The sequence below is a fragment of the Pseudoalteromonas mucoides genome, assembly GCF_049257175.1.
GTDB lineage: Bacteria > Pseudomonadota > Gammaproteobacteria > Enterobacterales > Alteromonadaceae > Pseudoalteromonas.
This window is the reverse complement of sequence record NZ_JBMMUC010000004.1, coordinates 125,197-139,311: the sequence shown is the minus strand read 5'-3', so window position 1 is coordinate 139,311 and position 14,115 is coordinate 125,197. Positions and strand designations below refer to the sequence as shown.

The 14,115-nt window shown below is 40.7% G+C and carries 15 protein-coding genes; 7 read left to right on the top strand and 8 right to left on the bottom strand.

The genetic code is table 11. The features are described from left to right. Nucleotides 1-33: 33 nt before the first annotated feature. From secG to rlmE, 6 genes are all read right to left on the bottom strand, one after another. The gene (gene secG, locus AAEU30_RS05790; protein WP_421959711.1) at nucleotides 34-384 is read right to left on the bottom strand and encodes a preprotein translocase subunit SecG; all 351 of its coding nucleotides are present in this window, start codon (nucleotides 382-384) and stop codon (nucleotides 34-36) included. A gap of 1 nt (nucleotide 385) precedes the next feature. Continuing rightward, the gene (tpiA, locus tag AAEU30_RS05785) at nucleotides 386-1,135 is read right to left on the bottom strand and encodes a triose-phosphate isomerase (RefSeq protein WP_421959710.1); all 750 of its coding nucleotides are present in this window, start codon (nucleotides 1,133-1,135) and stop codon (nucleotides 386-388) included. Between the two features lie 72 nt (nucleotides 1,136-1,207). Beyond that, nucleotides 1,208-2,557 carry a phosphoglucosamine mutase gene (gene glmM, locus AAEU30_RS05780; protein WP_421959709.1) on the bottom strand — a complete coding sequence of 450 codons (1,350 nt, stop codon included), beginning with the start codon at nucleotides 2,555-2,557 and terminating at the stop codon, nucleotides 1,208-1,210. Beyond that, nucleotides 2,547-3,413 carry a dihydropteroate synthase gene (gene folP / locus AAEU30_RS05775; protein WP_421959708.1) on the bottom strand — a complete coding sequence of 289 codons (867 nt, stop codon included), beginning with the start codon at nucleotides 3,411-3,413 and terminating at the stop codon, nucleotides 2,547-2,549. The genes glmM and folP overlap by 11 nt, the downstream gene beginning before the upstream one ends. Before the next feature lie 92 nt (nucleotides 3,414-3,505). After that, nucleotides 3,506-5,446 carry an ATP-dependent zinc metalloprotease FtsH gene (gene ftsH / locus AAEU30_RS05770; RefSeq protein WP_421959707.1) on the bottom strand — a complete coding sequence of 647 codons (1,941 nt, stop codon included), beginning with the start codon at nucleotides 5,444-5,446 and terminating at the stop codon, nucleotides 3,506-3,508. Nucleotides 5,447-5,512: 66 nt separating this feature from the next. After that, nucleotides 5,513-6,142 (bottom strand): 23S rRNA (uridine(2552)-2'-O)-methyltransferase RlmE, encoded by a 630-nt coding sequence (rlmE, locus tag AAEU30_RS05765; RefSeq protein WP_087530813.1) that lies wholly within the window; start codon nucleotides 6,140-6,142, stop codon nucleotides 5,513-5,515. 88 nt (nucleotides 6,143-6,230) lie between these two features. Here rlmE and yhbY point away from each other — a divergent pair, with 88 nt between their 5' ends. Further along, nucleotides 6,231-6,527: a ribosome assembly RNA-binding protein YhbY gene (gene yhbY, locus AAEU30_RS05760; RefSeq protein ID WP_058559834.1), complete on the top strand. Its 297-nt coding sequence runs from the start codon at nucleotides 6,231-6,233 to the stop codon at nucleotides 6,525-6,527. 91 nt (nucleotides 6,528-6,618) lie between these two features. Here yhbY and AAEU30_RS05755 read toward each other — a convergent pair whose 3' ends face one another. Both AAEU30_RS05755 and AAEU30_RS05750 read right to left on the bottom strand, forming a co-directional pair. Then, entirely contained in the window at nucleotides 6,619-7,095 is a 477-nt protein-coding gene (locus tag AAEU30_RS05755) for a histidine phosphatase family protein (protein WP_421959706.1), read from the bottom strand. 14 nt (nucleotides 7,096-7,109) lie between these two features. Further along, nucleotides 7,110-8,255 carry a serine hydrolase domain-containing protein gene (locus tag AAEU30_RS05750; RefSeq protein ID WP_421959705.1) on the bottom strand — a complete coding sequence of 382 codons (1,146 nt, stop codon included), beginning with the start codon at nucleotides 8,253-8,255 and terminating at the stop codon, nucleotides 7,110-7,112. Between the two features lie 115 nt (nucleotides 8,256-8,370). Here AAEU30_RS05750 and AAEU30_RS05745 point away from each other — a divergent pair, with 115 nt between their 5' ends. The 6 genes from AAEU30_RS05745 (at nucleotide 8,371) to AAEU30_RS05720 (ending at nucleotide 14,100) form a co-directional block, all read left to right on the top strand. Next, nucleotides 8,371-9,177 (top strand): hypothetical protein, encoded by an 807-nt coding sequence (locus AAEU30_RS05745; RefSeq protein WP_421959875.1) that lies wholly within the window; start codon nucleotides 8,371-8,373, stop codon nucleotides 9,175-9,177. A 142-nt stretch (nucleotides 9,178-9,319) separates the two neighbouring features. Further along, the gene (locus AAEU30_RS05740) at nucleotides 9,320-10,126 is read left to right on the top strand and encodes a MipA/OmpV family protein (RefSeq protein WP_421959874.1); all 807 of its coding nucleotides are present in this window, start codon (nucleotides 9,320-9,322) and stop codon (nucleotides 10,124-10,126) included. Next, a complete protein-coding gene (locus tag AAEU30_RS05735) occupies nucleotides 10,116-10,508 on the top strand; it encodes a DUF3019 domain-containing protein (protein WP_421959704.1) in 393 nt (130 codons plus the stop codon). The genes AAEU30_RS05740 and AAEU30_RS05735 overlap by 11 nt, the downstream gene beginning before the upstream one ends. A gap of 10 nt (nucleotides 10,509-10,518) precedes the next feature. Beyond that, the gene (locus tag AAEU30_RS05730; RefSeq protein ID WP_421959703.1) at nucleotides 10,519-11,223 is read left to right on the top strand and encodes a response regulator; all 705 of its coding nucleotides are present in this window, start codon (nucleotides 10,519-10,521) and stop codon (nucleotides 11,221-11,223) included. Between the two features lie 31 nt (nucleotides 11,224-11,254). Beyond that, entirely contained in the window at nucleotides 11,255-12,547 is a 1,293-nt protein-coding gene (locus tag AAEU30_RS05725) for a sensor histidine kinase (RefSeq protein ID WP_421959702.1), read from the top strand. Nucleotides 12,548-12,747: 200 nt separating this feature from the next. Beyond that, entirely contained in the window at nucleotides 12,748-14,100 is a 1,353-nt protein-coding gene (locus tag AAEU30_RS05720; protein WP_421959701.1) for a sodium-dependent transporter, read from the top strand. The last annotated feature ends 15 nt before the right edge of the window (nucleotides 14,101-14,115 follow it).

Genomic DNA, 14,115 nt, shown 5'->3' with positions numbered 1-14,115 from the left:
AGGAATGCAAACCACTTAACATTATTCTATAAATTAATTTGGTACGTCAGATTTCTCTTTCGTAGATGTTACTGGAACATCGCTATCAGCAGGTGTTACTGTTTCAACAGCAGATGCTGCTTCTAGGTTTTCCCACTCATCACTTTGCTTAATTTGATTCGCGGTTAAGTTACCTAGCACAATACTTAGCACAAAAAAGATTGTCGCTAATATTGTGGTTGTTTTTGTCATGAAGTTACCCGCACCTGATGAACCGAACACAGTTCCTGATGCGCCAGCGCCAAATGACGAGCCCATGTCTGCGCCTTTACCCTGTTGGATTAAAACCATACCAACAAGTGCAAGCGCGACAACTAAATAAACTACTAATAAAATTTCGTACATCTTATACGGTCCTTTTTGCACTATTACAGATTGCAGTGAATGAATCTGCTTTTAGACTAGCGCCACCAATCAGGCCACCATCTATATCTGGCTGTGCAAATAATAATTCGCTATTTTTTTCATTAACGCTGCCACCATAAAGAATGGTCAGCCCTTGTGCTAAATCGCTGCTTAAAGTAGCAATTTTATCACGGATAAATTTGTGCACGCTTTGTGCTTGTTCAGGCGATGCAGTCTTACCTGTGCCAATGGCCCAAACGGGCTCGTATGCTATCACAGAATCTTTCAGTGCTGCTAGACCTAATTTATCAATTACTGCATCAATTTGTGCAGCAACCACTAATTCAGTTTGTTCTTTTTCACGTTGTTGCTCACTTTCACCTACACATAATATAGGGGTTAAGCCTACTTGCTGTGCACGCGCAAATTTATTCGCAACTGTGTTATTGCTTTCGCCGTAAATACTACGGCGCTCTGAGTGACCAACTAATGTGTACTTAGCACCTAAGTCTTTAATTAGTTGTGCGTCTACTTCACCGGTGAAAGCACCTGGCTCATTTTCCGATACAGTTTGCGCACCTGTTGTTACACCTTGTTCAATTAACGAAGATAACAACGGGTAAGGAGGAAATACTACAACATCTAAATCAGCTGATTTGATGTTATTTACTGCAACAGATAACTGATTAACAAGCTCTAACGAGCCATTCATTTTCCAGTTCCCTGCTACCATTGGCTTGCGTGTTGCCATTTTTCCACTCCAGATTAGAAAGCGGGCGAGATAGTAACTCGACTCGCCCAAAGTTACAAGAGGTTATTGTTATCAATCAGTTTGTTTGCTCATAGATTCGACAACTGCAGCAATTTTTCTTGCGCTATCAAGGACTATTTTTTCTTCTTCAGCTTCAACCATGACTCGTACTACCGGCTCAGTGCCTGATTTACGCAGTAATACTCGGCCTTTGTCGGCTAATTTAGTTTCAACTTCCGTAACTGCAGCAATTACTTCTGGTGCTTGCGTTGGATCCGTGCCCGCTTTGTAGCGCACATTAATCATTTTCATTGGGTATTTAGTAAAACCGGCACCTAAATCTTTCAACGTGCGGTTTTGTGCAACCATTGCGGCTAATACTTGTAAGCTTGAGATGATACCATCGCCCGTGCTAATAAGGTCTAGATTCAATACATGCCCAGAGCTTTCACCACCAATTTTCCAGCCTTTTTCCTGCAATAGTTCCATTACATAACGGTCGCCAACTTTACTACGTTCAAATGCGATACCTTTGGCTTTTAATGCGTTTTCTAGGCCCATATTAGACATAACCGTACCAACAACACCACCACCTAAAATATCATCTTGGGCAGCCTGACAGGCTATAATATAAACGATATCATCGCCATCAAATACACGGCCATTGTGATCAACCATCATGACGCGGTCACCATCACCATCATAGGCAATACCCACATCGGCGTTATGCTCGAGTACTTTACGTTTGAGTGCATCAACGTGGGTTGCGCCACACTCTAAGTTGATATTTACACCATTTGGTTCACATGCATGACAAATAATCTCAGCACCTAGCTCACGCATAACTGATGGTGCTATATGGTAAGTGGCTCCATTAGCGCAATCTAATACAATTTTTAGCCCTTCAAGTGATAAACCTTGTGGGAATTGGCTCTTACAGAACTCAATATAACGCCCATCTGCACTTTCTAAACGGCGTGCTTTGCCTAGCTTATCAGAAGCAACACAGGTCATAGGCTCGTCAAGCATCGCTTCGATTTGCAGCTCAACATCATCACCGAGTTTTAATCCTCGGCCACAGAAAAACTTAATACCATTATCGTGATAAGGATTATGTGAAGCGCTGATCACAATACCCGCTTCAGCGCGAAATGTTTGTGCTAGGTAGGCAACAGCCGGTGTTGGCATTGGTCCGAGTAAAACGACATCGATGCCTGCGGCGATCAAGCCTGCTTCGAGTGATGTCTCAAGCATATAGCCCGATATCCGCGTATCTTTACCAATAATGACTTTTTTAGTGCCGTTTTGTGACAATACACGGCCAGCAGCCCAGCCAAGTTTAAGTGCAAATTCAGGAGTGATTGGAAACTCTCCAACCATGCCACGTACACCATCAGTGCCAAAATATTTTCTATTGCTCATTTGATATTCCTTGTTCGCAAGCTTGCCAAACAGCAAGCACATCTGCGGTTTCTTTTACATCATGTACTCGAATAATTTTTGCGCCTCGTTGCGCAGCTATGAGTGCACCAGCTAAACTGCCGGCAAGGCGCTCATCAGTTGTTCTATTTAGTAAATTACCAATCATTGATTTACGTGAAAGCCCTGCCAACACCGGTAAATTAAATCGATTAAATTCATCAAATCGTGCTAACAATTGATAATTGTGAGTCAAACTTTTTCCAAAGCCAAAGCCTGGATCTAGAATAAGTTGCTGTGGCTTAATGCCCGCTGTTTTACACGCATCAATACGTTGCTGGAAAAAATGATTAATATCTGCAAATAAATCATTGTACTGCGGGTTACTTTGCATGGTGCGAGGCTGGCCTTGCATATGCATCAAGCAAATAGCGACATCTTTAAACTGGGCTGCTACGTTAAGCGCATCAGGCTCTTGCAGAGCCCGCACATCATTTATAATATCAGCACCAGCAAGTACTGCCTGGCGCATAACTTCGCTTTTGCTGGTATCAATTGAAATGATACATTCATTAACAGTTAAATCTGAGTGAGCTCTTATCGCTTTTATTGCGGGAATTACACGGTTTAACTCTTCTTCTAACGTGACATCAGGTGCGCCAGGGCGTGTCGATTCACCACCAATATCTATTATGGTTGCACCATCGTTTAAGAGTGTTTGAGCTTGAGTGACAGCGCTGTCTGTTTGGTAGTATGAACCACCATCTGAAAAGGAGTCAGGTGTAACATTTAAGATCCCCATAATGATTGGGGTGTCGAGGTGCAACTTACGACCCCGCGGTAAATTAACTGTGGTCATTTTTCACCTTCAATACATCCATTGCATTGATTATTCTTTTTGATACAAAAAACCCCGGTAGCCCGGGGTTTTTAGGTAAGCTATTTTAACTATTATTCAGCTTTGTCATCAAGGTTTGATTCATCTTTTTGCGATGATTCTTGATCTTTACTCTCAGGTTCAGCTTTTACTTGAGCTGGTTCTGGCTTTTTATCGTCTGAATCACGTCTGTCATGGGCATCGCGAGGCTCGCGCACTGGTTGACGTGCCATTAAGTCATCAATTTGTTTTGCATCAATTGTTTCATACTTCATTAATGCATCTTTCATCGAATGTAAGATATCGATATTCTCTTTAAGAATATCTTCCGCACGTTGGTAGTTTCTATCAGAAAACAAACGTACTTCAGTATCTATTACTTTTGCAGTTTCATCCGACATGCTCATGGCACGGCCACCGCCGCCACCCATATACATTTCATTCTGATCTTCTGCATAAAGTAACGGCCCAAGTTTTTCACTCAAACCCCACTGCGTAACCATTTTTCGTGCAATATCAGTAGCACGTTCAATATCGTTACTCGCACCTGTGGTTACTTTATCTTCACCATAGATAAGTGCTTCGGCAATACGTCCACCATAAAGACTTGAAATCATTGACTCAAGCAATTCTTTAGAATGACTAACACGGTCTTGCTCTGGTAAGTACATAGTTACACCAAGGGCGCGGCCACGAGGAATAATAGATACTTTATAAACAGGATCGTGCTCTGGCACTAAACGACCAACAATCGCGTGACCCGCTTCGTGGTACGCTGTCATTTCTTTTTCTTGCTCACTCATCACCATGGTCTTGCGCTCAGCACCCATCATGATTTTGTCTTTAGCAGCGTCAAACTCAGCCATGCTAACTACACGCTTATTACCACGAGCAGCGTATAAAGCAGCTTCGTTTACAAGGTTTGCTAAATCAGCACCTGAGAAACCTGGCGTCCCACGGGCAATAACAGCCGCTTCTACGTTATCGCCTAGAGGCACTTTACGCATATGAACTTTTAATATTTGCTCACGACCACGAATATCAGGTAAACCAACCACGACTTGACGGTCAAAACGACCAGGACGAAGTAACGCTGGATCAAGTACATCAGGGCGGTTAGTTGCGGCAATAACGATAATACCTTCGTTGCCTTCAAAACCATCCATTTCTACTAACATTTGGTTTAGGGTTTGCTCACGCTCATCGTGACCACCGCCCATTCCTGCACCACGCTTACGACCAACGGCATCAATCTCATCGATGAAAATGATACATGGCGCTGCTTTTTTAGCTTGTTCAAACATATCACGAACACGTGACGCACCAACACCCACAAACATTTCTACAAAGTCAGAACCTGAAATAGTAAAAAACGGTACTTTTGCTTCACCGGCAACCGCTTTGGCAAGCAATGTTTTACCCGTTCCAGGAGGACCTACCATCAGTACCCCTTTAGGAATACTACCACCTAGCTTTTGGAACTTAGACGGATCACGTAAGAAATCCACTAATTCGGTCACATCATCTTTCGCTTCGTCACACCCGGCAACATCAGCGAACGTTGTTTTAACTTGGTCTTCGCTCATCAAGCGTGCCTTGCTCTTACCGAACGACATAGCACCTTTACCGCCACCGCCTTGCATTTGACGCATGAAGAAAATCCATATACCAATAAGCAGCAACATCGGGAACCATGAAATGAGTATGCTTGCTAAGAACGACTGTTCTTCAGGTTTAACACCTTTAACATTCACATCACTTTTTAATAAGTCATTTAAAATGTCTTTGTCATAAATAGGCATAATGGTTTGAAAACGCTCACCATTACTTTTAGTGCCAGTGATTGTGCCACTGGTACTTTCAATTGCCACTTCTTGTATAGCGCCATTACGGGCGTCTTTAACAAACTGACTGTAACTAGTTTGACGATCGATTTGATCGCCACCATTAAAGCTCTGAAAGACTGACATTAGCACAACTGCAATTACCAGCCAGAGTATTAGATTTTTCGCCATATCGCTCAAGGGGTTAACCTCTTGTATCCAATTAATTTAAATTCAACTACACGCCTGACAACTGTACTACAGTTTGTAGCCTGTCGCTACTATATATACTTCACGAGAACGAGCACGCGAGGCGTCGGGTTTGCGTATCTTCACTGTTTTAAAGCTATTACGTACATCTTGTAAATATTGATCAAAACCTTCACCTTGGAAAACTTTAACAATAAATGCACCATTTTTCTTCAATACTTGGTGACACATATCCAGTGCAAGTTCCACTAAATACATACTGCCTGCTTGGTCAACAGAGCTATTACCACTCATATTCGGTGCCATATCTGAAAGCACCACATCGACGTTTTTACCCCCGATACGATTTAATAACGCATCGAGTACAGCTTCTTCTCGAAAATCTCCTTGTAAAAAATCAACACCTGCCAGTGAATCCATTGGCAATATATCACACGCAACAACTTGGCCTTTGGCGCCAACTTTTTCTGCTAAATACTGGGACCAACTACCGGGTGCTGCACCTAAATCTACCACGGTCATTGCTGGGCGTAGTAATTTATCTTTATTTTGAATTTCATCAAGTTTAAAAATCGCACGAGAGCGCCAACCTTTCTTTTGGGCTTCGTGAACGTAAGGATCATCAAAATGTTCCTTCAACCAACGCTGTGAACTGGCTGAATGTTTTTTATTTGTCATAAATTAACACGCAACTAATTAGTAATATTCTCTAGATGGCGTTAGAATACCCTTAATTCAAGCCATATTCAGCAAAATTTGTAACAACATGAAATTATCGAACAAACAAAAGCAGTTTTTAAAAGGTCAAGCACACTCTCTAAAACCAGTTGTATTACTTGGTTCAAACGGTTTAACCGAAGGTGTTGTGGTTGAAATACAAAGTGCATTAGAGATTCACGAACTTATTAAAGTTAAAGTACCCACTGACGATCGTGAAACTAAAGCCTTGATATTTGAAGCAATTGTACGTGAAACTGGTGCAGAGAAATTGCAAACAATCGGTCACACGATTGTGCTTTATCGTCAAAGTGAAGAGAAGAAGATTCAATTGCCGCGCAATTAATTTTTTCAGTTTCTTAAAAAAACCAGCGAAAGCTGGTTTTTTTATAATTAAATTTTACGACGAAGAAAAATGTAAAAGAATCTGCAATCGACTAAAAATTCATTCTTAAATCACTCAAATGATAATTTTTCCCTGTCCGCTGTAGTAAGAAGTAGCGTGAAAATTCTGATTCAAGCATTTTACTAACCGTTAATTCAGAAATTAAAGCCGCTAGTTCAACACTCGTATTGCTATGACCAATGACAATTACGGTGCCTTGTTGTTGCAAAACCTGCTCTTTAAACGCTACCAAATCTCGCGGATCATAAATATTAATCTTAACAGCAAAGTGCTTAGCTAATTCACTTGCGCTCTCAACTGTACGATTATAATTAGTGCTATATAACGTAACCGTTTCAGTATCGGGAATTAAGGCTGGTAATTGCAGCGCCCTTTGCTTTCCAGCGGTTGTTAAATGCGGGTTTTTGCCTTCGCCTTTTTCACTATGACGAAATAAGAAAATATTTTCAGGTGTGGCATAAACCACGCTTGTATAAAAAATAATTAAAAAACTCAGTAAGTACTTCATTAATGATCCTAGCGTTATTTCTGCCGGCGTTTATAAGCAAGGGCTCGATCAATAAACTCTGTGGTAAGCTCATTGATCAAACCTGTTTCCGCATTTAAAATCAAGCTAAAACCAATGTTTAAATGCGGCATAACAACGATATCACTACGATAGCCTTGCACCCAGCCACTGTGGTAATAAAGAGTTTCATTATCATAATTATAAACCCGCCAACCTAAACCATAGTAAGCCTCTTTAAGGTGTTTTTTCCACACTCTACGACGTAGCTCTTTTTTAGTATGGGTATAAGGGCGAGTTTGATCTGCTAGTACTTCAGGCGACAACACACTTGGGTAGTAACCCAGTTGTGCTTTAAGCCATATAGCCATATCACTGGCACTGGCGTTAACACCTGCGGCAGGAAGCACTTTATAGTAATTTTGTTTTAATCTTGCCGTATGCCAACGCTTACGCCCCCTAACATGTGGGTGGGCGTAGTTATTATCGGTTATCATTTTTTCATAGCCTAAACTAGCATCATTCATTTGCAATGGTGCAAAAACAAATTCATTTAACCAGCGAGCATAGCCCATTTTAGTGCTTGCTTTAATTACCTCATCAACCAAACTAAACATCACATTTTGATAGCCATAACATTGTCCAGGTTTACAAATGGGCTCTACACTTAAAAGCTTAGCGACAATATCAGGGTAACTCATTCTAGACTCAATCAAGTTATCATATGCATTGGGCACTAAACCTCCTGAATGGCTCAATAAGTGATAAACCTTCAAGTTGTTTTTATAACTCGTATTACTGAATTCAGGAATAAATTTACTAACAGGATCTTCGAGAGAAAAGCGCCCTTCACTGGCGAGTTTTGCTGTAAGCGAGCCTGCAAATGTTTTCGATACTGAGGCTAAGCGAAAGCGGGTATGGGCATCAACCTTGCGCCCCTTAGAAAGCTTTGTAACACCCATCCCTTTTACAAAAATATTATCAGGGCCGTTTACTATAGATAATGCTCCTCCGGGGATCCCTTTGCTTTTTAATTTTAAAGCTAAATGCTTTTCGTAATCAATGACAAGTGATTGCCACTGTTTATCTGTTGCATAACTAAGCCTAGAAAACAACAAGGTAAGGAGAAAAAGGGTATAAACCCAGGGCACAAAATACTTCATTTTTTATTATTATTATCTACATTGAGAAGATTCTGAGTCCATAATACCATGAACTTTTATTAAGACTAACGTACAATATCTAGATTCATGAATTTTTAAAGGGTTTATTGTGATTATTCGTATTCTTATTATTGCTGTTTTTATCTTAACAACTACAGCGTGTGTTACCGCCCCACCGCCAATAGCAGCACCATTAGCAATGCCAGCAAAGCCATCTTTGAAAAGCCAAAGCTACCAAGTTGAATACGCAACTAAACATGCTTCCCCTAAAGTGAAGTCGGTGCAGCTACCGGCCCATAAAGTAACTCGTAATCAAACAGTAAGAATAGTTGCAGATAAAGCCAGTGTTACAGATACGTTATTCACACAAATACGCGATGCAATAACAGCTATTGATTTACGTGTTGCTGATCAAGGCGTGACTGATTACACCCTATCAATTCATCAGCTTGAACTTAATTTTATTGATGACACCAAATATCAAATACAAACTCCTAGTGAAACAACGACTACATTTGAAAAAGTCGCGATGCTTTACCCGACACAACAATGTGCCACAATTAATGCACAAGTAAGTATGCGTCTAACCCACAGAGCTTCAGGTGATGTTGTGTGGTTTGGTAAATCATCTATTGATAGTGCCAGTTTCCACAGAGAGCCTCTTATATATAGCTTTGTACAAGAGCAATTAATCAGCAATGAATTAGAAGTTGCATCTTTTATTCACGAACAAAATACAGAGCAAGCGCGTATGGCTCGCGCAAATCAAGATGTCAGTATTCCTGAATATAAAACCATCAGTAAAATGAGCAACTTAAATAAGCTACAAGGCCCCTGTAATCGTACTGAGATAAGCGCTTTGACACCAATGATGCAGTATTATTTAACCAGTATTTTGATTGATAAAATTAAAGTGCTGTAAATTAAATACGATTTCATACATTTTTTTACAGATAAAAGGAACTCTTTGACAATATAATACACTTACTTACTCCATTTACGCTGCTGGAAAACAGATGCTGCATAATCAATTAACACCATATTTGAAACTTATATTTATCAGTATGTGTTTATGGTGCAACACCACGACAGCAAGCAACCGCTACTATGCAGATAACACCCTTGAGCCCACCAGCGGATTTGCATGGGACTGGAGTGCTGGAGCGGGTTATTATATTGAAGACTCCTTCTTGGTTGGCATGGACTCATACAACGATGGCTTAGAGCTTGACCTTAACCTTGCGTTATCTTATGACCGCTTTTACCTCGATATAGATCACAGCCAGCTCAGTGGTGGTGTGATCGTAGGCTATAGTATAATTGAACAGTTTAATTGGGAACTGGATATAATTGGTACTAATGTTCAAGCAGGCTTTGATGATACTGGCCTCGACTTTTATAACACCGGCACCATAGAAGAACTTGCCGGTATTCATACTCGCAAATATGATTTTAATACCGGGCTTCGCTTAGCCCGTCGTTTTGAAAACTCACAAATATCATTTGAATACCTCCATGATATTTCAAATGCCCACAACGGCTGGGTAATGAATTCGTTTTTTAGTCATATTCTACCTTGGCGAAATTGGGAGTTTCGAACGGGCGTAGGTATCAGCGCATTTTCAGCTGATTTTACCAATTATTATTTTGGTATCACGGCAGATGAAGCCACACCAACAAGACCAATATACAGCACGGGCACATCAGGTAGCTTGATCTTTGAATTTCATGCCGAATACCCAATTAACCAACATTGGGTATTTTTAAGCGGTTGGCTATCAACGTGGTTCTCTGACGAAATAGCTAATAGCCCCATTGTCTCGCAAAGCTATCAACATAAAGCCATGGTAGGCGTGCGATATGTATTCTAAAACTCTTACAATCATGTTTTGTTTACTGGGGGCTAAATCGCTTTTAGCCCACGGCGAACAAACGCAAGAGAATAACCTTCTCGCTGTGCCAGACACTTGTGTTGCGCTTCGCGAAGGACGGAACTGTTACGCTGATGTTGCACTGAATTGGCAGCAGCCTGAAATTGGTAATTACTGCCTACGCGATGCGACTTCAAAACATATAATGCAATGTTGGTTAAGACAAAAATCAGGTCAATTCAATTACGCTTTTGATTCTGTTGAAACGATTGCCTTTGAGCTAATCAATAGTGATAACGGTAAAATAATCGCAACGACTCAAGTTCAACTACAATGGGTTTATCAAAACCGTCAAAAGAAACGTCGCTGGCGACTTTTTTAAAGAGAATTTTATGGATAATTACGGCACCATTTTACTAGTAGAAGATGACAGCTCCCTTGCACAATGGGTGGCTGAGTATTTAACTGAGCAAGGTTACACCACGCAGATTTGCGCTCGTGGCGATCAAGTTGTAGCGCACGTAAAACAATTAAACCCCGATTTAATTTTACTTGATGTCATGTTACCTGGCCAAGATGGTATTAGTGTATGCAGAGAGCTTCGTCAATTCTATCAACGCCCTATTATTATGCTGACCGCACGCGATGATGAAATGGATGAAGTGATAGGCTTAGAAGTTGGCGCCAGTGACTACATAATGAAACCTGTCAGACCCAGAGCATTACTTGCACGTATTAAAGCTGCGCTGCGTCTAAATAATGATGCATCAGATAACAAACAAGACGACACGATTATCGAAGTCGGCTCATTAAAAATTGATACCCAAGCTCGAAATGTATTTATTAATAATGTAGAGCAACCAATTTCGAGTGCGGAATACTTGTTACTACAATACTTAGCAGCTAATGCAGGGCAAGTTGTTTCGCGCGATGCGGTATTTAAAGCAACCAAAGGACGCGAATATGATGGCCTAGACCGCAGCGTAGATGTGCTTATTTCTGCACTGCGTAAAAAGTTTAATGATGACTCACAACACCCAGAAAAGATAAAAACTATTTGGGGCCGAGGTTACCTACTTGTTGCCAGTGCATGGTAAAGATAAAAGCGAGCCGAGGTTGTAGCAAGCAATGAAAAAGTTTTATATTTCATTACTAGGCAGTGCCCTACTTTCAATTGTGGTACTTGGCTGGCTTATCGATGCATTTAGCCAACAAACCTACAGTAGTAAAGATGAGTTTGAACTGCAAAGCAAACTCCTAATGGGCTTTAGCCAACAAGTAACAACTGTTGCTGCACAGCAACGGGCTGCTTTTACCCAGCAACTCGCAGCTCAGTTTTCTTTACCTCTAACATACAGAGCTACTCAAGCACTCGCATTACCAACTTCTTTAGTCAATGAAATGAATAAAGATGGCGGTCTTATCCTCGAAGATCAACAAGGTTTTTACTTGCTCTACAGTAACAGTCAACTTGCGCCTTTTCATTTAAAGCTACGATTAGAAAAACGCCAAGAACTTACACAGCAAAATGATATGTTACTCACTTTACTCTTTTATGCGGGTTTATGTGTCTTTATGGGCTTTATTATTGCGCCGCTTGCTAAACGCTTAAGTGTAGTGAATGAAGCTGCTAAACAGTTCGCCAGTGGTAATTTACAAGCACGGATCACGGTCTCCCATTTTACTTATATTAAAGACGTCGAAATGACATTTAATCGCATGGCTAGCCAGATTGAAAAGCTGCTTGATGAAAACAAACTCATGGCGTCCAGTTTATCGCATGATATTCGCACGCCAATTGCATGCTTGCGATTTGGTTTAGACGCTGCACTTGATTGTACTGACGAACAAAAAAAACAAAATTACTTATCAAGAATGGAGTCAGATTTAGATCAAATGGAGTCAATGCTTAAAAGCTACTTAGCATTTGCCACTTTAGAGCAAAAAGCGACACAACTGACTTATACACACACCCAGTTAAATGCATATTTAACCACTGTAGTACAACAGCTTGAGCCTAAAATTATTAAGCAGCAGCTCGATTTGGAACTAAACTGTAGCGACATTAGTATTTATGCCGACTTACATTGGCTTGCGCGAGCAATCAGTAACTTACTCAGTAATGCCTGTGATTTTGCTAACGAAAAAATAATTCTATCTGCCTATAAACAAAACCGCACAATCATCTTCACTGTCGAGGATGATGGTCCAGGCATTGATGAAAACAACTGGCATAAGGTGTTTAGTCCCTTTTTTCAAGAGCAAAGTCACCGTAATCGAGGCGATCAAAGTTATGGCTTAGGGCTAGCAATTGTTGCCAAAGTTGCTGATTGGCATCATGGTTCTGTTATTGTGGGGCGAAGTAAACGGCTTTCTGGTGCGTGTTTTACTCTAAAAATACACGACCCGACTAAAATGTAATAATTATGTTACAGTTTACATTTAAGCTTTAACTAGGATACTGTTTCTATACAGTAACTTAGCCATTAATTTCAGGTTTGCATGGATTAAAATTAATCAAACGATAGCTTGTCATAATTGAATGCCTAAATAAGTGCTTTTTATTTTTTAGCATTTACAGTAGATTGTCACCGCCGTCACACAATAGAGAAGTAATAATAATGAGCGCAGTTAGAGGGGAGTTCAGCTCCCGATTTGGATTCATCATGGCCGCCGCAGGCTCAGCGGTGGGTCTGGGAAATATTTGGGGATTCCCCACCCAAACGGCCAGTAATGGCGGTGCAGCATTTTTGGTTGCTTATCTTATCCTTGCTTTTTGTTTAGCCTATCCAGCATTGATGGCTGAACTGACAATTGGCCGCCATGGCCAAGCAAATGCAGTTTCCTCTTTACGTAAAATTTCGAATTCTGACACACAAAAGCGGTTTGCCTTTGTTGTTGGCTTTGGTGGGATTATTTGTGCCGGACTAATTCTAAGCTTTTATGCCATAGTGGCAGGTTGGATGATAAGTGCGACTTTTGCTCCCATCGCAACACTTAGCGGTAGTGATAGCGCTGCCAGTTGGTTAAGTGAACAATCACTATCAAGAAACCTATTATTTACCGCAGGTTTCATAGTATTAACCGTTGCTATTATTAGTCGTGGCGTTGAGAATGGCATTGAAAAATGGTCAAAACGCTTAATGCCTGCACTATTATCTATTTTATTTGCGCTGATTGTTTATGTAATGATGCAAGAAGGTGCAATGACAGGTCTTAAAGCCTACTTAGTGCCTGATTTTAGCTCAATTCTAAACCCAGAATTATTAGTTAATGCTTTGGGCCAAGCATTCTTTTCATTGTCACTTGGGACCAGTGTGATGATCATTTATGGCTCTTATATCAGTAAAAAAGAAAATCTTGTGTCACTGGGTGCTTATGTAACCCTAATTGATGTATTCATCGCCTTTGTTGCGGGGTTACTGATTATCCCGGCCATGTATGTAGCGCAAGCACAAGGCGTTGAGATTTTCAGTGATACAGGTAAATTGCTATCAGAGGACACGCTAGTGTTTCAGGTATTACCGGCGCTATTTGATGGTATGGGCACAATAGGCCTATTTGTGGGTTTTGCTTTTTTTGCGTTAATGAGTATAGCTGCACTCACCTCTTCAATTTCTATGCTTGAAGCTCCTGTATCATATGCTGTTGAGCGCTTTTCACTAGATAGGGTAAAAGCAACCTGGCTAATCGGTGCAATAATTACCTTGGTAAGTTCAATCATTGTAATTAACTTTGGCGCTTTATTTGGTTTAGTAATCACTATAACCACCAAATTTGGTCAGCCGCTACTGGGCTTGATGTGCTGCCTGTTTGTTGGCTGGATTTGGTATAGAAACTCACTACTGAACGAAATAAAACAAGGCTGCCCAGATGTAGCTAACAGCTTATTTTGGAAAATATGGCCTTGGTACATAAAGTTTATTTGCCCAATTGCAATCGGACTTGTATTCATTAACTCTATATTTGGTTAATAATTAAATCCATCA